This window comes from Actinomycetospora cinnamomea (assembly GCF_003096675.1).
In the GTDB taxonomy this organism is placed as follows: domain Bacteria; phylum Actinomycetota; class Actinomycetes; order Mycobacteriales; family Pseudonocardiaceae; genus Actinomycetospora; species Actinomycetospora cinnamomea.
The window spans coordinates 211,208-226,340 of record NZ_QEKW01000005.1; the positions used below are offsets into that span (position 1 = coordinate 211,208).

Here is a 15,133-nt window from a genome sequence, read left to right on the forward strand (position 1 = left end):
GGGGTGACGCGGCTCGCGGCCCGGAGGTCGTTGGCATGGGTAACGTGCGGCGGGTGCCGACCTCCACCATCGAGCCGCCCGCCGACGCGGAGGCGCCCCGGCGTCACCCCAAGGCGCCCGGACCCGGCGAGCGCACCCGCGAGCACCACAGCCAGTGCCGGGGCTGCGCCGACGTGCCCGGCAGCCTGCGCATCCGCTCGTGGGTGGAGGACGACGGGGTGTCGGTGCGCAGCCGCTTCGACGTCCTCGACGAGCACCAGGGCGGGCCGGGTCTGCTGCACGGCGGCTTGTTGATGACCGCGTTCGACGACGCGCTCGGCACCGCGCACACGCAGGTCGTGCGGGCCGCGGTCACGGCGCGGATGGAGACCGACTTCCGCCGCCCCGTGCCGGTCGGGACGACGCTGTGGCTGCGCTCCCGGGTCGACGCGGTGGTGGGGCGCAAGGTCTACACCTCGGGTGTCGCCTACCTCGGCGAGCTCGACGGCGAGGTCGCGGGCACCGCCCGGGCGCTCTTCGTCAAGGTCGGCGCGGAGCACTTCCTCAAGCACAGCCGCCCCGAGGACCTCGAGGCCCTCGGCGCCAGCCGCGAGGTGATCGAGGCCGCGCGCGCGGCGCCGTAGACGCGGGAACGGCGACCCGTCCCCCGACGTTGATCCGGACAACGGATCCCGTCGAGGAGGAGCACGTGCGCAACGGCCTGAAGACCGCGATGCTGCTGGGCGCGCTCAGCGCGATCGTGCTGGTCCTCGGCTCGCTGTTCGGCCGCGGGGGGCTGCTGATCGCCCTGCTGGTCGCGCTCGGCGTCAACGGCTACGCCTACTTCAACTCCGACAAGCTCGCGTTGCGGGCCATGCGCGCCTACCCGGTGAGCGAGGCCGAGCAGCCGGCGATGTACCGCATCGTGCGCGAGCTGGCGACCGATGCGCACCAGCCGATGCCGCGCCTCTACGTCAGCCCCACCGAGGCGCCCAACGCCTTCGCCACCGGCCGCAACCCGCGCAACGCGGCGGTGTGCGCGACCACCGGCATCCTGACGCTGCTCGACGAGCGCGAGCTGCGCGGCGTCCTCGGGCACGAGCTCTCCCACGTCTACAACCGCGACATCCTGATCTCGTCCGTGGCCGGCGCGCTGTCGAGCGTCGTGTCCTACCTGGTGCTCGCGGCCCAGCTCTTCGGCGGCAACCGCAACCTCCTCGCCACCCTGGCGGTCGCGATCATCGGGCCCGTCGCGGCGGGGATCATCCAGATGTCGATCAGCCGGTCGCGGGAGTACCAGGCCGACGCCAGCGGCGCGGCGCTGACCGACGACCCGCTGGCCCTGGCCTCGGCGCTGCGCAAGCTGCAGTACGGCACGGCCGCCGCCCCGCTGCCGCCGGACCCGAAGCTGGTCAGCCAGTCGCACCTGATGATCGCCAACCCGTTCCGCCCGGGCGAGGGCCTCTCGCGGATGTTCTCCACCCACCCGCCGCTCGACGACCGCATCGCCCGCCTGGAGGCCATGGCCGCCGGCGGTCGCTGACCCCTGGGGACCGCCCTCCACCGCCGTGCCCCGCGCCGGCCCGACCGCTCCGCGTCACCTGTACGAGTCGCACACGGGGTGTGCGAGCAATGCGGCTTTGCTGGCGTTCGACGCCAGGATCGCCACATCCTCGCTCGCGCGACACGCCGGTGTGGGATCGTCGTGAGGTTCCGCCGACGTTCCCCTGACGAATTCGCGTCCTCGGCGGAGTCGAGGCCGGTATTCGTGCGAGCGCGCATTCCGGTTCGATTTTCCCCCCTTCCGGAAACGGGCGAACCCCGATGCGGCGGAGCGCGGAGAACGAGGCGGGAGATGCCGGCGGCGAGGCCGGTGTCGTGTGGAAAGGCCTCCGATGAGGACATCCAGGAAGATCGCCGGGCTGGTCGTGTCGGGCGTCGCCGCGCTCGCTCTGAGCGGGTTCACGACAGGGGTCGCGATCGCGGCCGAGCCGGTCGCCGAGATCCCCGACCTCACCGGCCGGTCGTCGTCGGTCGCGCTCGACGAGGGCTTCACCGGCGCCCTCGAGTCGCTCGAGGTCACGCCGGGGACCATCGGCGGCGCGTCCCTCGAGGACGGCAGCGTCTCGTTCCCGATCACCGGGGGGAACGTCACCGTGTACGAGCCCGGAACGGTGAACCCCTACGTCCAGGGACGCATCGAGCACGACGGCAGCGGGCTGAGCCTGACCAAGGGCGACACCCGGGTCGAGCTCACCGACTTCGTCATCGACCCGGGCAACCCGGCGACCCTGTCGGGCACCGTCACCGCGAACGGCGAGACGGTGGCCGACTCGGCGGTGCTGTTCGACCTCGACGGCTCCACCCTGGAGCCGATCCAGACCGACGCCGCGGCGGGCACCGCGACCCTCACCGGGACGACGGTCCGTCTCTCGGGTGCCGCGGCGGACGCGCTGAACCAGGCGTTCAGCACCGACGCGGTCCAGGGCGGCCTGACCGTCGGTGTCGCGACGATCGTGGTCGACCTGCCGGGCCAGGTGTCCGCGATGCCCGAGGGCGGCGTCGACACCGGCGGCGGTTCGACCGCGGGCGGCGTGGACCTGGTGCTGGTCTCCGGCGGTGCACTGGCGCTGACGGCCGCGGGCGGTCTGGCCCTCGCCGCACGGCGACGCGCTGCCGGCACCCGCAGCTGACCCCACCCGCGCCGTGGGCCGTCCGCACCGCGGGCGGCCCACGGCGCGGGACACGTCCCCGCTGCCACGACGGGAGGCCCCGATGACCCGCACGACCCGCCGCGGGCTGTTGGTCGCCGCGTCCGCCCTCGCCCTGCTCGGGGTCGTGCTGGCCGCGGTCGGCCTCGGCGGAGACCCCGGCCCGCCGCGCGCGGCCGCGCCGACCGGGTCCGAGGCGGCGCCGTTCCTCCCGACTCCGGAGCCGCCGACGCCGGCCGCGTCCTCTCCCGGGTCGGGAGCCCCGCCGGCCGGCCTGGAGCTCCCCGCGATCGGGGTCTCCACGCCCGTCCACGCGGTGGGACTGGACCCGGACGGGACCCTCGAGGTCCCGGCGCCGGGGCCGCGCTACGACGAGGCCGCCTGGTACCGGGGCTCGCCGACGCCCGGCCGCGCCGGCTCGTCGGTGATCATCGGCCACGTCGACTCGGCCCGGGACGGGCCCTCGGTGTTCTACGACCTCGGTCGCCTGCGCCCCGGCGACCGCGCCATCGTGACGCTGGCCGACGGCACGCGGCCCACCTTCGTCGTAGAGGACGTGCGGACCGTGCCCAAGGCCGATTTCCCGCGGCTCGAGGTATACGGCGCGACGCTCGGCCCCGAGCTGCGTCTCATCACCTGCGGCGGCGCCTTCGACCCGGCCGCCGGGCACTACGAGGACAACACCATCGTCTTCGCCCGCCTGGTCGCGGGCTGACCCCGGCCGGCCTTGACCGGGAAGCCTGTGCGGGCCAGGGTCACGAGCAGCGTCGCGTCCGGGCCGGTGTCAGGCCGGCGGATGGAGGCGCGGGAGCCCTGGAGTGACCCACCCCATGGCCGTTCGCATCGATCACCTCGCGCTCGCCGCCCACGACGCCCGCGAGTCCGCCCAGTTCCTCGCCGACGTCCTCGGCCTGCCCGCGCCCTACGAGGCCGGGCCGTTCGTCGCCGTCGACGTCGACGAGACGTTCACGATCGACTACGCCGCCCCGCCGATCGACTTCCCCGGGCAGCACGTCGCGTTCCTCGTCGGCGAGGACGACTTCGACGTGATCCTCGCCCGCCTGCAGCACCGCGGCATCATCTACTGGGCCGACCCCGGGCAGCGGTGGGTCGGGCAGTACAACACCCACGACGGCGGCCGCGGGCTGTACTTCGACGACCCCGCGGGTCACCACCTCGAAATCATCACCCGCCGGTACGGCTCCGGTGGGTGAGGTCCGGCGTGGCGGGGTCGACGACGCCCCCGTCGTCGCGGCGCTGCTGCACGACTTCAACACCGAGTTCGACACCCCGACGCCCGGCGCCGCCGTCCTGACCGAGCGCCTGCGGACGCTCCTGGCCCGCGACGACCTCGTCGCCCTGCTCCACGGCGACCCGCCGGACGCCCTGGCCGTCGTGTCGTTCCGGCCCAACGTCTGGTTCGACGCCCCGGTGGCCCTGCTCGACGAGCTCTACGTCCGCCCGGACCTGCGCGGGCGCAGGATCGGGCACGCCCTGATCGAGGCCGTCGAGGCGCTGGTCGCGGCGCGCGGCGGGCGGGTGGTCGAGGTGAACGTCGACGGCGAGGACGTCGACGCCCGGCGCTTCTACGTCGCCCACGGCTACAGCCACACCGAGCCCGGCGCGACCGAGCCGAGCTACTACTACGTGAAGGAGTGGTGAGCGACCCCGACGGACCTCCGGGCCCGACCCCGAGGTGCCTCGCCGGCCGGGCCACGACGGTGGGTCCATGCAGCTCACCGCCCGCCAGACCGAGCGCGTCGCGCGCGTCCTCCTCCTCGCCGACGAGGAGGCGGCCCGCAACGGCGACGCGCGCGTCGGCACCGCCCACCTCCTGCTCGCCCTCCTGCGCGACGAGCGCGACCACGACGGCGGCCCGCTCGACGGCGTCGACGTGGACGACGTCCGCGCGGAGCTCGCCCGCCGCCGTGGCACCCACCGCACGGCGTCCCGGTACCGCCCCTGGACGCCGGGCGCCGTCGCGGCTCTGGACACCGCGGTCCGCGTCGCGGGCGACGAGCCGGTCGGTGTCCGCCACCTCCTGCGCGGCGTCCTCGCCGACCGCGCCGACGACGCCGCCCAGGTCCTGCGCCGCTTCGGTGTCGGTGTGGCCGCCTGCTGATCGTCAGCTCGACCGCGCCGCCGCCACCGCTGCCCGGACCTCCGCCGGCTCGAGGTAGTCGTCGGTGTGCTCGAACTCGGCGAGCCGGCCGCTGGCCCCGGTGAGGAACCCGAGCCGGACGGCGCTCTGACCCTGGACCGCGTGCAGCGCCCAGTTCGTCGCGACCCGCGCCATCGCCGCCGGCACGTGCAGGGCCCAGAGGTGGTACGCGGCGGTGACGGCGGCGGCGGGCGTCCCGGCGAGCCCGATCCCGAAGGGCTTGGCGACGGCGTTCCTCCCGCCGAGGTCGACGACCATGCCGAGGTCACGGTGGCGGTAGCGCCGCGTCGGACGGCCGGCGAGGCTCGCAACGACGTTGTCGGCGGCGACGGGCGCCTGGCGCGAGGCGTGCTGGGCGGTCGGCGGGCAGACCGCACCGTCTCCGGTCGCGAGGTCGGGCACCGCGGCGGCGTCGCCGAGGGCGGACACCTCGGGCCGGCCGGGCACCGACAGGTCGGGCTCGACGACCAGCCGCCCATGGGCCGTCTCGGCGTCGAGTCGGCCGACCAGCGGGCTCGGGGCCACACCCGCCGTCCAGATCAGCGTCGAGGTGGCCAGGCGCCGCCCGTCGGACAGCGTCACCGAGGTGTCGTCGGCCCCGACCAGGCTCGTGTGCAGGTCGACGTGCACGCCGCGGGAGACCAGGACGCGCCGGGTGTCCTCGCTGAGACGCGCGCCGAGTCCCGGCATGAGCTCACCGCCGTGCTGGACGACGTGCCAGCGGATCAGCGAGGGGTCGAGGCGGGGGAGGCGCCGGGCGAGCGCGACGGCGGTTCGTTGCAGGTTGGCGGCCGTCTCGACGCCGGCGTAACCGCCGCCGACCACCACGAAGCGGCAGCGTCGTGCGCGCTCCTCGGGGTCGGTCGAGGCGTGGGCGATCTCGAGCTGGCCGAGCACGTGGTCGCGCAGGAACGCCGCCTCGGCGAGGGTCTTGGCGCCGCGCCCGAACTCCCGCAGCCCCGGGACGTCCATGACCCTGGTGACGCTGCCGGGCGCAAGGACGAGCCGGTCGTAGGGCAGCACCTCGTGCTCGCCGGTGATGCTGCGGACGAGCACCCGCCGCGTGTCGAGGTCGACGCCGATCGCCCGGCCCGGCACGAGCAGGGTGCGCCGGAGCAGACGCGACAGCGACAGCACCGCGGCCCGCGGCGTCAGCACCCCGGCGGCGACCTGCGGCAGCAGGGGCAGGTAGAGCATGTGGTCGTCGGGCGAGACGAGCCGGATGTCGGCCTGCGGGACGAGCTTCTCCAGCCGCCGCGCGACGCCCGTGCCCGCGAAGCCGCCACCGACCACGACGATCCGCGCGCTCATGCGCTCTGCCTACCGCACCCGACGGGTGTCGAGAACGCGTCGCCGGCTCCGTCCCCGGGACGTGATCGGCCGTGCCGCGGCCGCACCGGACGAGGAGGACCCATGACGATCCAGCGGATGGACCACGTCGGCGTCGTCGTCGACGATCTCGAGGGCGCGCTCGCGTTCTTCGTCGACCTCGGCATGGAGAAGGTCGGCGAGGTGACGCCGGCCGAGGGACGGTGGGTCGACCAGGTCGTCGGGCTCGACGACGTGCGCGTCGAGATCGTGTTCGTGCAGACCCCGGACGGCCACGGCCGTCTCGAGCTGACGAGGTTCCTCCACCCGACGGCCACCACCGCCGAGCCGGACGCCCCGGCCCACACGATCGGGCTGCGCCGCCTCATGTTCGCGGTCGACGACATCGACGCCACCGTGGACCGGCTGCGCGCCCGCGGCCACGAGCTCGTCGGCGCGATCGCGCAGTACGAGGACGTCTACCGGCTCTGCTACGTGCGCGGCCCCGAGGGGATCCTCGTCGCGCTGGCCGAGGAGCTCCGCTGAGCCGCCGCCGGTCAGTGGAGCGGCGCGGGGCTGACGTAGAGGTACGCCGGGACCTGCGTGCCGTGGCCGGTGTCGTGCATCGCCGTCCCGATCCGCTGCCAGCCGAGGCGCTCGTAGGCCGCGATGGCGGCGCTGTCCTTGGTCATGACGTCGCCGACGAGGTCGAGGCAGTGGTGGGCGGCCCAGTCGGTCATGGTGCGGGCGAGAAGGAGCCCCAGCCGGTGGCCCCGTCCGGCGGGAGCGACGAACAGGCGCCCGCCCACGATCGTCGTGGCCGGGTCCCCGCCGTGGGCGACCCACGCGTCGACCGCGGCGACGCCGGGCTGCGCCGTCGTCGTGAGCGCGTGCCCGACGACGTGGTCGCCGACGACGGCGACCCACGCGTGCAGCAGGCCCGGCGGGTTCAGCCAGGCGTGCGGGTCGTCGACGCCCTCGACGGGATAGCCGTCGACCCGGTGGACCTCGACCAGCGCGGACGCGACGGCGTCGAGGTCCTCGGGCCGGCGGTCGCGGACCAGGCCCGCCATCGACGTCAGCGGTAGTTGACGAACTGCAGCGCGATGTCGAAGTCCCGCTCCTTGAGCAGGGAGATCACGGCCTGCAGGTCGTCCTTCTTCTTGCCCGTGACGCGCAGCTGGTCGTCCTGCATCTGCGCCTGGACGCCCTTGGGGCCCTCGTCACGGATGACCTTCGAGATCTCCTTGCCCTTGTCCTTGCTGATGCCCTGCACCAGCGAGCCGGTGACCTTGTAGGCCTTGCCCGACAGCGAGGGGTCGCCGACGTCGAAGGCCTTCAGCGAGATGCCACGCTTGATCAGCTTCTCCTTGAAGACGTCGATCGCGGCGGTGCAGCGTTCCTCGGTCTCGGCGCTGATGGTGATGGCCTCCTCGCCGGCCCACGAGACGTCGGCGCCGGTCCCGCGGAAGTCGAAGCGCTGCGAGAGCTCCTTGCTCGCCTGGTTGAGCGCGTTGTCGACCTCCTGGCGGTCGACCTTGCTCACGACGTCGAACGAGGGGTTGGCCATCGTCGTCCTCCCTGACGTGCCGGCGGGCATCCCGGGTACCCGGCTGCACGGCCGCCGGGCCCCGGTCTGTAGTCTTCCCGACGCCGTCCTGCGGGGCGGCACGCCCTGGCGGGTTGCCCGAGTGGCCAAAGGGAGCGGACTGTAAATCCGTCGCGAAAGCTTCGAAGGTTCGAATCCTTCACCCGCCACCAAGCCCCTGACCAGCACGAACGGTCGGGGGCCTTGTAGTACCAGGGGCGGCGACCAAGATCGTTGCCCCCTACGCGCCCCCTACAGGTCGCGCCGTCGCCCCCGACGCGTGGGCGCGGACCGATTCGGGCGGGGGTGGACCGGAGCGGCCAACGTTGCCCTACGCGGGTGACGCTGGGACGCTCTACCTGTCGCTGTTCGCGCCAGCGCTGGACCGGTCTTCACGGAGTCGACCAACTCCCAAGATCGACGCTCCGGGTTGGACGACGAGCGCGCTACGCGCGCGAGTGGCCGGGAGATGGGCGCTTCGAGCCTCCCGCCCGGCCGAGCAACGGCATCACGAAGGACGACACACGTGTGTCGCCGAGTGGTGCCCGCTCGCGCGTCGGCTTCCTCTCGGCGACCAACCCGAGAGGACGATCATGTACGACCCGCTCGACCCGGCCGAGCACATCGGCCCGACGACGCCCGACGAGGCACACGAGGCAGCAGGCCTGTTCGATCAGCTCCACGCGCTCGGCGGCTGGGGTAAGGCAGCTATCGCCTACGCCTGCACGACCAACGAGGGGCGCGGCGGGGACAACCGCCGGACCAATGAGGACTCGTCCCCATTCCCCATGTCGGCGGCGGAGTTCGCGCGGCTGGAGGTCCCAGGGTTGTCCGACCGGAAGACCATCCGGAAGTACCGGCTCGCGTGGGAGTGGGCGATCCGCGAGGGTCACGCAGCCCACGTCGAGCCCGGCGAGCCCTACGCGCTCCCGTCGTTGTCGTGGGACGAGTACCGACAGGGACGCGCGGCTGTAGCCAACGCGGAGCCTGCACCGGCGGACGGGCCCGCGACGACCGGCGAGTTGTTCGAGGGGATGGACGCGGCCCTCGACGCGATCGAGCACCAGATCAAGGGCGAACGCGACGCACAGCGGCGGGAGGCGCTGGCGGTCCACTTCCGCGAGCGTGTCGCCCGGATCGCGCTGCTGCTCGACGCCCCCGACATCGACAGCGCGGCGTGATGGTTGACCCCCACCCCTCCCTCAACAGGCGTCTCTGTACGCGCGGCGACGCGGAGATAGAGGCGCGCGGGTTGTCGGCCCGGCTCATCAAGTCGCTACAGAACGCCGGGTACCTCTCGCGGGTCCGGGTGAGCGCGAGCCTGACGCTGGTGGACCTCGACGAACTGGACCGCTACCTCGACGCGTGCACGGACCCGGCGGTGTACGGGCCTCTGGCTGGCGAGGGCGGGGACCTGGACGCGCTCGCGCGGCGGTGGGCCGAGGACCGGGACCCGGAAGCGCATTCAGCCCTCATTGCCATCGGACAGATTGTCGATTCCGCGCTATGGGATGACGACCCGGGCGACCTCTAGCAGCGGAAACGCCGTGCGCTAATGCATTCGAGCGCGAGTAATCGTCCGGCCGTATTCGAGTCGCGTAACGTTCTCGACGACTCGGAAACGGAGGTCTCATGGATTTCGAACAGCGACGCGAGAGTGAGCCGTCGCAGTCGGCTGGGGTGGGGGATGGCGTCGCCGAGATACTGGCGGCGTACGGCGTCGAGCCTTCGCAGAAGGGCGCCCGACCGGAAGTCGAGGACGACGAGGACGAGAACAAGGGCTGGACCCCGCCAATCGGGTCATCGGGGGTGGGCGGAGGTTCCAACTACAAGTATCGGGCCGCTTTCCGCGAGGGCGGTGAGTCGCGAGAAGCGCTTATCAACAAGTACCCGGCCCTACAGAACGGACTGATCCGCTGATGGGACGACCCAAGAAGTTCGAGCGGACTCTGAAGATTGCGCTCACCGAGGAGCAGTGGGAACGGCTCGACCTCGAAGCAATCATCATGCGAGTCCCGATTGCGGAAGCGGTCCGGATGAACATCGAAGTCGGCCTGATGAGTACGACGACACGAGAGGAGACGAGCGATGCCTAATCGCGTGAAGGTGGCGACGCTCGCCAAGGGCGCCGACGCGGCGGAACAGGCGATCATGGAGGCGCGGCGAGCGCTCTCCGATCAGGAGGACGACAGCGCCCGCGCACAGCGCCGATCGCAGCGGAAGCGCGACCGCCTGGAGAGCCGCTACATGCCGAGGGGGAACGGCTGATGCCCGGGAAGCTGGCGAACTACAAGGCAATCTGGGCCGCTCGCCCGCCGGGAGCGCAGGCCGAGGAGTACCAGCGAGAGGTCGCTGTCGGACGCGTCGAGCAGCAGCTCCAGACGCAAGGTCTGCGAATGGTCGAAGGCGAGCGAGAGCGCCTGGCCGGCGTGGCCGAGACAGTGACTCGATCGGCCGCCGACATCCAGGCTGCGGCCCGCGCGATCACGAAGGCGTGCCAGTCGCGGATCGTGAACGTGGAGGAAGTCGCGGATCAGCTCGACGAGTTGGAGAAGCAGGCCCGCAAGAACCGCGCGGCCATCGCCCGCATCGAGGAGATGCAGGCCGCGAACGAGTCGCGCGCGCAGGACCCGGTGGAGCTGATGGAGCGGATGTACAACAAGTACCCCCAGCTCCCGCATCCGGCCGATGACCTGCCCGCCTTCCGCACGGACTCGGAGCAGTCGTCGCCCGCCGTACGGCGCTAGACATTCGGCCGCGCCGGACCGGGGAGATACAAGTTTTGGCCGACTCTGTTTCCCCGGTCCGGCGCTCGACGGGCCCTCGAAAGGGCCGCTAGGAAGTATACCTAATGAGCGTTAGACGGATGATCCACGACAAGATGATGGGCCCGCACTTCCTGCGGCAGGCCTTCGAGGAAGGGCCCGACGCGGTCCTGTGGTGTGTCGAGTCGCAGGAGGACTTCTACGCACTGCGCGAAGCCCGGCAGAGCGTCACCGGGTCGTTCGGCGAGTTCAGCCACAAGCACGCCGCGCAGTTGCGGCCGTTCTCCGGACTACTGCTGATCGGCGTGACGCTGGACGATGCGGGCGCCTTCGAGGCGCGGCGCCGGTGGCTCCTGGTGACGGAGGTCCTGTCCGCGCGCCAGGTCCAGTTCCGGGCTCCCGCCCGCGACCTGTGGGAGGGCGCGACCTTCGCCGACCACTTCGCCGAGGGCTACACGCTGGACGAGACGCGGCGGGTGTCGCTGCGGGACATGCGCTCCGCGATCGAGCGCGAGGAGGACCGGCGGCGCACGCAAGACGTCGCAATCGACCTTCAGGCAGCAATCGCTCGCGCGCCAAAGGTCCGAACCGGGGTCGCGTCGTGACCGTCGAGCTGTGGCGCGACGACGAGCGCGAGGCGTGGGCGGTCCGGGGCGGCGACGGCGCGGTCCGGCTGTGCGAGCGCTACGTGGAGGCGGCGGAGCTGTTCCACGAGTTCCAGCGGCGCGCGACCACCCCGCGCAAGGTCCCCGCCGGGCAGGTCGAGTATCGGTCGCCGCTCGGCTCGCGGGTCCGGTTCCGCAAGGCGCGCTTCAACCTCGTGCTGCCGTCCGGGGAGGTCGTGAACAAGGCGTTCCGGTACGAGCACCAGCCGCAGCCGCCCGACGGCCAGTGGCTCCGCAAGAAGCCCGCGTGCGCGGACCGGACGTTGTATCGGTTGCCGGAGCTGAGGGCGGCCCTGGCTGGGGGGCGGGGTGCGGTCGTCTACTGGTGCGAGGGGGAGAGCGACGCGGACGCCGTCGCCGCAGAGCTCCACCTACCAACCCCACCCCCAGGCCAGGACCTCGCCAGCCTCCGCACGGCCGAGATGCGGCGCGGGAAGGGTATGGACGCGTACCGGCGCGCGGTCGAGTCTGAGCGTCGGCGGATCGCGCGGTGGTGGAAGGCGACGCAGACCGAGGGTTGGCCGGCCGCCGCGACCTCGCACCACGGCGGCGCCGCGCACGTGACCGCCGAGCAGGCGGCGCTGTTCCGAGGGTTCCGGGGCCGCGTTGTCGTCGTCGCAGACCTCGACGCGCCGGGCGCGGCTGACGCGGTCCTCCGGCGGGGGCTTCTCGTGGACGTAGCGGGCCTGGACGCCCGGAGGGTGACCGTCGCCGCCCCGGCGGCCGGGAAGGACGCGAGGGACCACCTCCGGGCCGGGAAGGGCCTGGATCGGCTCAGGGAGGCGCGAGAGCGGGACCTACGCCGGACCGCGCGCGAGTACATCGCCGAGAAGAACACCGCCGCAGAAGCGCGCGGCTACCTCCGCACGAGGGCAGCCCTGTCGTTGGTCGAGCGGTATTCGCAGAAGCGCAAGAAGTAAGCGCAGGAATCGCTATCCGGTAGCGTATTCGGCGTTCGACCGCTATTCCGAGAAGGGGATACCTATGCCCACGTCACTGACCGAGAAGCCGCCCACGTTGAGTGAGACGTTGGTCGTCCGCTTCACCGAAGCAGAAGTGGAGCGCTTGCGGGCGCTCGCGGACGAGCACGAAGTGTCGATGGCTCGTGTAGTCCGAGTGGCGGTCGCCGACTTGTTCGAACGGATGGACGAGGAAGCGCCCGCCCCAACTAAGAAGAAGCGCAAGAAGTAGGGGGTGCCCTCTCCCCGGTGAACCGCGCCACCGAGGAGAGGGCTGGGAGGCGGTGACGAGCCGCTCCACTAGTTGTCCCCTAACGACGTTCTCCGCCTAGGCGCCCTCCTGTTTGACCGCCTAGGCGAGACACCCGACCTCCCCGAGAGGAACCGAATGCCTAGCAAGAACCCTACTCCAAGTAGGCGCGGTGAACGGAGTGCATACGAGCAGCAGCGTCGAATGCAGGAAGCGCTGGATCGGGGCGAGGATCCAACAGAGGGGAGAGACTCGGGAGACCGGCATCGGGAAGAGGTCGAACGACAGAAAGCGCGACTCAAGGCGGCCGAGCAAGCGAAGCGGGAGGTAGTCGAGGAGCATTGGGAGCCGCCCCCGTCGTTCGGGTCAATGCGGTATCAGCTCGACAACCCCCTGCCCGAGAACGGCTTTGTCGTGAAGGAACTGGCCGGCACCGGCATGACGATCCTCTTTATCGCGCAGTGGAAGGCGGGGAAGACCACCGCTGGCTTCAACCTCGCCGTCGCGCTCGCGGACGGCGGCGAGTTCCTGGGCCGGTTCGGAACGGAGCTGCGCGAGGACACGAGCGTCGCATACTGGAACTTCGAGCTGGACGGACGTCGAGCGCAGGACTGGGTCCGGGACCTCGACCCGCAGCATCCGGAACGGCTCTACGTCGAGCACTGGCGCGGCTACGGCATCCCGATCGAGACGCCAGCGGGTGAGGACTTCGCCGTCGGACACCTCATCGAGCAAGCCGCGTCCGTCCTCATCATTGACCCGTCGAGCAGCGCGCACGACCACGACGAGAACAGCGCGCAAGAGATGGGCCGCTGGTACAAGGCGGTCGAGCGGATCAAGCGTCGAGCCGGGCTCGACCTCGTGGTGATCGTCGCGCACGCCGGCCATGGCGGCGTCGGGGAGAACGGCGATGGACTCCCGCGTGTTCGAGGTAACTCGAAACAGATGGGCGACGCGGACGCCTTCTGGTTCTACCAGCACGGCGGCGAGCACGGCCAGATCGCGCCCGACTCGCGCCGCTACTTCACCGCCTACGGCCGCGACATCGACACCGGCCAGATCACGCTCGACTACGACAGCACCTCGCGGCGGCTCGAAGTGGTGAGCGGAGTAACGGGCCGGGCGGAGGATCGCGCCCTTAACACGGGGAAGGAAGTCTGGCGAATCCTCGACAACTACTACAGCAGCAACACCAAGACCTTCGCAGGCAAGAGCAAGTTGGAGAAGCTCATCAGGACGGCCGGTAAGAGCGACTACAAGCGGGAGGGGATCGAGTACGCGGACAGGATGGGGTGGATCGAGATCGAGGAGCAGGGCGACGGTCGTCCGATTCTCTACAGGCTGGGAAAGACGCAACCGGAAGACGACAAGTGCATCCGGCTTCCACCGCTGAAGTAGGTACCTCGCCCCACCTCGCCCCTACCTCGCCCCAGCCGTCGGGGCGAGGTCCCCCGAACCACCTCGCCCCGCCCTCTTAGGGGGCGGGGGTGGTCGGGGATCGCCGGTCGAACTAACCCGTACCCCGCCCCTATCGAGAGGGGCGAGGTTCGCTGGAGGAGGAGCAAATGTCGGACAGTGTGAAGGATCAAGAGATTGCTGCGAGCGGTCTGATTAAGGTCCGGGCCGAGTGCGGGCTCACGACATACCGATGCCCGGCGTGCGGCGAGGAGTCGGTGTTCAGCGTCGAGCTAGACCGATGCTTCCACGTCGACGGAAGCGACAACCGCTCATGCTGGCGGGCGATTCTGCGGGAACGAGATAAGTACAGACCGGATCACGTCCGACGGGTTCGTGAGGGGAACGGGGCTCGCAATGGCTAAGAACACAGCAAAGAAGAACCGCGAGTTGGTGTTTGCGGAGGAGTCGTCAGAACAACCAATCGTCAGCAACAAGAAGGGTCGACGCGTCGATTACACGAAGCCTGATCCCAAGAGCGGGAAGCTGCGCCCTTACGGCGGGACCGGCGAAGGCAACCCGTCGCACGCCAACGTGCCGCTGGAGGACCGATGCACCGCCAACCGGGCCAAGGACGGGCAGCGGTGCACGAAGCTCAAGATCAGGGGTGCGGAGGTCTGCGGTACCCACGGGGGCCGGGCGCCGCAGGTGATGCGGAAGGCGATGGCCCGGCTACAGAACAGCACGGATCGTCTTGTGCAGGCCCTCCTGGAGATCGCACTCGACCCGGAGCGTCCGGACGCGGTGCGGCTCGTGGCGTTGCGCGACGCGCTCGACCGCGCGGGCGTGAAGTCCGCCGACAAGGTCGACATCATGCACTCGGCGAAGCCGTACGAAGCGCTCGCGACGAAGATCATGCGGGCGCCGTCGGAGCGTGTGGACGAGGAGTACACGGCTCGCGCTGTCGACATGGACGACGAGCGGTACTGACGGCGATGCGGAGCTACGGACGCGGGTTCGTCACCGCCGTCGACCCGTACCGCGACAACCCGCCCGACGAGGACGGCGACGTCGTGTGTGCGGGGTGCGGCGCCGTCTTCCCGGGGCTCGACGCGCTCGCGGCCGCCGGGCTGCTCGCCTACCCGGAGCGGTGCCGCGAGTGCCGGGCCACGGAGCGCGAGCAGGTGGCGTCGAGCGCGGGCCTGCTGTCGGTCCCGGGCGACCCGTCGCGGGTGCAGCGCTCCACCCTCGCCGACCGCGAGGAGGCGAGGCGCCGGGCGCGGATCAGCGCCGGTGTGCGAGCCGCGAAGGCCCGGCGCGAGGCAGCCCGCTCATGATCAACACGACCCATC

The 15,133-nt window shown here is 71.4% G+C and carries 23 protein-coding genes and 1 tRNA gene; 21 read left to right on the forward strand and 3 right to left on the reverse strand.

Annotated features, from left to right (window positions below):
* The first annotated feature begins 35 nt into the window (after positions 1-35).
* The 7 genes from C8D89_RS12205 to C8D89_RS12235 all read left to right on the forward strand — a co-directional run bounded on the left by C8D89_RS12205 (position 36) and on the right by C8D89_RS12235 (position 4,812).
* Positions 36-623: a PaaI family thioesterase gene (locus tag C8D89_RS12205; RefSeq protein WP_116708379.1), complete on the forward strand. Its 588-nt coding sequence runs from the start codon at positions 36-38 to the stop codon at positions 621-623.
* A 65-nt stretch (positions 624-688) separates the two neighbouring features.
* A complete protein-coding gene (htpX, locus tag C8D89_RS12210; protein WP_116708380.1) occupies positions 689-1,522 on the forward strand; it encodes a zinc metalloprotease HtpX in 834 nt (277 codons plus the stop codon).
* A 352-nt stretch (positions 1,523-1,874) separates the two neighbouring features.
* On the forward strand, positions 1,875-2,672 hold the full coding sequence (locus tag C8D89_RS12215) for a hypothetical protein (protein WP_116708381.1): 798 nt from the start codon (positions 1,875-1,877) through the stop codon (positions 2,670-2,672).
* 82 nt (positions 2,673-2,754) lie between these two features.
* Positions 2,755-3,405: a class F sortase gene (locus C8D89_RS12220; RefSeq protein WP_116708382.1), complete on the forward strand. Its 651-nt coding sequence runs from the start codon at positions 2,755-2,757 to the stop codon at positions 3,403-3,405.
* 115 nt (positions 3,406-3,520) lie between these two features.
* Positions 3,521-3,904 carry a VOC family protein gene (locus C8D89_RS12225; protein ID WP_116708383.1) on the forward strand — a complete coding sequence of 128 codons (384 nt, stop codon included), beginning with the start codon at positions 3,521-3,523 and terminating at the stop codon, positions 3,902-3,904.
* Entirely contained in the window at positions 3,897-4,352 is a 456-nt protein-coding gene (locus C8D89_RS12230) for a GNAT family N-acetyltransferase (protein WP_116708384.1), read from the forward strand. The genes C8D89_RS12225 and C8D89_RS12230 overlap by 8 nt, the downstream gene beginning before the upstream one ends.
* Before the next feature lie 34 nt (positions 4,353-4,386).
* Positions 4,387-4,812, forward strand: a complete 426-nt coding sequence (locus C8D89_RS12235; RefSeq protein WP_479731920.1) for a Clp protease N-terminal domain-containing protein — start codon at positions 4,387-4,389, stop codon at positions 4,810-4,812.
* Positions 4,813-4,815: 3 nt separating this feature from the next.
* Here C8D89_RS12235 and C8D89_RS12240 read toward each other — a convergent pair whose 3' ends face one another.
* Complete coding sequence (locus C8D89_RS12240; protein ID WP_116708386.1) at positions 4,816-6,162, reverse strand: NAD(P)/FAD-dependent oxidoreductase; 1,347 nt, start codon at positions 6,160-6,162, stop codon at positions 4,816-4,818.
* A 102-nt stretch (positions 6,163-6,264) separates the two neighbouring features.
* On the opposite strand from C8D89_RS12240, the gene C8D89_RS12245 reads away from it, so the two are divergent.
* Positions 6,265-6,705: a VOC family protein gene (locus tag C8D89_RS12245; protein WP_207787187.1), complete on the forward strand. Its 441-nt coding sequence runs from the start codon at positions 6,265-6,267 to the stop codon at positions 6,703-6,705.
* A gap of 11 nt (positions 6,706-6,716) precedes the next feature.
* Here C8D89_RS12245 and C8D89_RS12250 read toward each other — a convergent pair whose 3' ends face one another.
* Positions 6,717-7,232, reverse strand: a complete 516-nt coding sequence (locus C8D89_RS12250) for a GNAT family N-acetyltransferase (RefSeq protein WP_116708387.1) — start codon at positions 7,230-7,232, stop codon at positions 6,717-6,719.
* A gap of 5 nt (positions 7,233-7,237) precedes the next feature.
* On the reverse strand, positions 7,238-7,729 hold the full coding sequence (locus C8D89_RS12255; RefSeq protein ID WP_116708388.1) for a YajQ family cyclic di-GMP-binding protein: 492 nt from the start codon (positions 7,727-7,729) through the stop codon (positions 7,238-7,240).
* Positions 7,730-7,836: 107 nt separating this feature from the next.
* Here C8D89_RS12255 and C8D89_RS12260 point away from each other — a divergent pair.
* The 13 genes from C8D89_RS12260 to C8D89_RS12310 all read left to right on the forward strand — a co-directional run bounded on the left by C8D89_RS12260 (position 7,837) and on the right by C8D89_RS12310 (position 15,118).
* Positions 7,837-7,920: transfer RNA gene (locus tag C8D89_RS12260), tRNA-Tyr, on the forward strand.
* Between the two features lie 420 nt (positions 7,921-8,340).
* The gene (locus tag C8D89_RS12265; protein ID WP_116708389.1) at positions 8,341-8,928 is read left to right on the forward strand and encodes a hypothetical protein; all 588 of its coding nucleotides are present in this window, start codon (positions 8,341-8,343) and stop codon (positions 8,926-8,928) included.
* A 128-nt stretch (positions 8,929-9,056) separates the two neighbouring features.
* Positions 9,057-9,281, forward strand: coding sequence for a hypothetical protein (locus C8D89_RS28725; protein ID WP_133251891.1), 225 nt, complete (start codon positions 9,057-9,059; stop codon positions 9,279-9,281).
* Between the two features lie 98 nt (positions 9,282-9,379).
* The gene (locus C8D89_RS12275) at positions 9,380-9,667 is read left to right on the forward strand and encodes a hypothetical protein (protein WP_116708391.1); all 288 of its coding nucleotides are present in this window, start codon (positions 9,380-9,382) and stop codon (positions 9,665-9,667) included.
* Entirely contained in the window at positions 9,667-9,843 is a 177-nt protein-coding gene (locus tag C8D89_RS29180) for a hypothetical protein (RefSeq protein WP_165825668.1), read from the forward strand. The genes C8D89_RS12275 and C8D89_RS29180 overlap by 1 nt, the downstream gene beginning before the upstream one ends.
* Positions 9,836-10,015 (forward strand): hypothetical protein, encoded by a 180-nt coding sequence (locus C8D89_RS28730; protein WP_133251892.1) that lies wholly within the window; start codon positions 9,836-9,838, stop codon positions 10,013-10,015. The genes C8D89_RS29180 and C8D89_RS28730 overlap by 8 nt, the downstream gene beginning before the upstream one ends.
* Positions 10,015-10,494 (forward strand): hypothetical protein, encoded by a 480-nt coding sequence (locus C8D89_RS12280; RefSeq protein ID WP_116708392.1) that lies wholly within the window; start codon positions 10,015-10,017, stop codon positions 10,492-10,494. The genes C8D89_RS28730 and C8D89_RS12280 overlap by 1 nt, the downstream gene beginning before the upstream one ends.
* A 119-nt stretch (positions 10,495-10,613) precedes the next feature.
* Positions 10,614-11,117: a hypothetical protein gene (locus tag C8D89_RS12285; RefSeq protein WP_133251893.1), complete on the forward strand. Its 504-nt coding sequence runs from the start codon at positions 10,614-10,616 to the stop codon at positions 11,115-11,117.
* Complete coding sequence (locus C8D89_RS12290; protein ID WP_116708394.1) at positions 11,114-12,097, forward strand: hypothetical protein; 984 nt, start codon at positions 11,114-11,116, stop codon at positions 12,095-12,097. The genes C8D89_RS12285 and C8D89_RS12290 overlap by 4 nt, the downstream gene beginning before the upstream one ends.
* 64 nt (positions 12,098-12,161) lie before the next feature.
* Positions 12,162-12,368 carry a hypothetical protein gene (locus C8D89_RS12295; protein ID WP_116708395.1) on the forward strand — a complete coding sequence of 69 codons (207 nt, stop codon included), beginning with the start codon at positions 12,162-12,164 and terminating at the stop codon, positions 12,366-12,368.
* 222 nt (positions 12,369-12,590) lie between these two features.
* The gene (locus C8D89_RS12300) at positions 12,591-13,784 is read left to right on the forward strand and encodes an ATP-binding protein (protein ID WP_165825669.1); all 1,194 of its coding nucleotides are present in this window, start codon (positions 12,591-12,593) and stop codon (positions 13,782-13,784) included.
* 414 nt (positions 13,785-14,198) lie between these two features.
* The gene (locus C8D89_RS12305; protein ID WP_133251894.1) at positions 14,199-14,771 is read left to right on the forward strand and encodes a hypothetical protein; all 573 of its coding nucleotides are present in this window, start codon (positions 14,199-14,201) and stop codon (positions 14,769-14,771) included.
* Positions 14,772-14,776: 5 nt separating this feature from the next.
* On the forward strand, positions 14,777-15,118 hold the full coding sequence (locus C8D89_RS12310; RefSeq protein WP_116708398.1) for a hypothetical protein: 342 nt from the start codon (positions 14,777-14,779) through the stop codon (positions 15,116-15,118).
* The last annotated feature ends 15 nt before the right edge of the window (positions 15,119-15,133 follow it).